The organism is Neisseria sp. P0021.S007, from assembly GCF_051956855.1.
Genome location: NZ_JBQCXA010000770.1, coordinates 1 through 604 on the forward strand (window position 1 = coordinate 1; position 604 = coordinate 604).

Sequence of the window (604 nt, forward strand, 5' to 3'; positions counted from 1 at the left end):
GCCCCATGCGGCTTTGGCGGTTACGGCGATGGTGTTGGTTTGAACAGCTTCATAAACGAATCCGAAGCAGAAAATCAGGCTCAATGCAAATACGATACCCAACCATTTTTGACCCAATCCTTGGGTAATATAGTAAGCAGGACCGCCGCGGAAATGATGGTTGTCGTAATCGCGGATTTTGAACAACTGCGCCAGTGAAGATTCGACAAACGCCGAGCTCATACCGATTAATGCGGTGATCCACATCCAGAATACCGCGCCCGGCCCGCCACTGCTGATGGCAATCGCCACACCCGCGATGTTGCCCACGCCTACGCGGCTGGCAAGTCCGGTAACGAAAGCCTGAAACGGCGTAATACCGTGCGGATCATCGCCTTGTTTTCGGCCGCCGAGCATTTCTTTGATACTGCGTCCGAGCAGGCGGAATTGTACGAAACCGGTGGCAACCGTGAAAAACAGCCCTGCACCCAACAGGACATACACCAGCCCTGTCCACATCGGATCATTGATTTTCTGAACTAATTGGTGCAGCGATTCGGTAAAGTTGTTATCCATAAAAGCCTTTCTGAATTTGAATGACGGACGGTTTGCCGCCGTTCGGAAG

General features: G+C 52.2%; 1 protein-coding gene. It reads right to left on the reverse strand.

Annotated elements, in window-relative coordinates:
- On the reverse strand, nt 1–555 hold a 555-nt coding region (locus ACTHUR_RS15870; protein WP_440399621.1), incomplete at its 3' end, for an alanine:cation symporter family protein.
- Nucleotides 556–604: the final 49 nt, after the last annotated feature.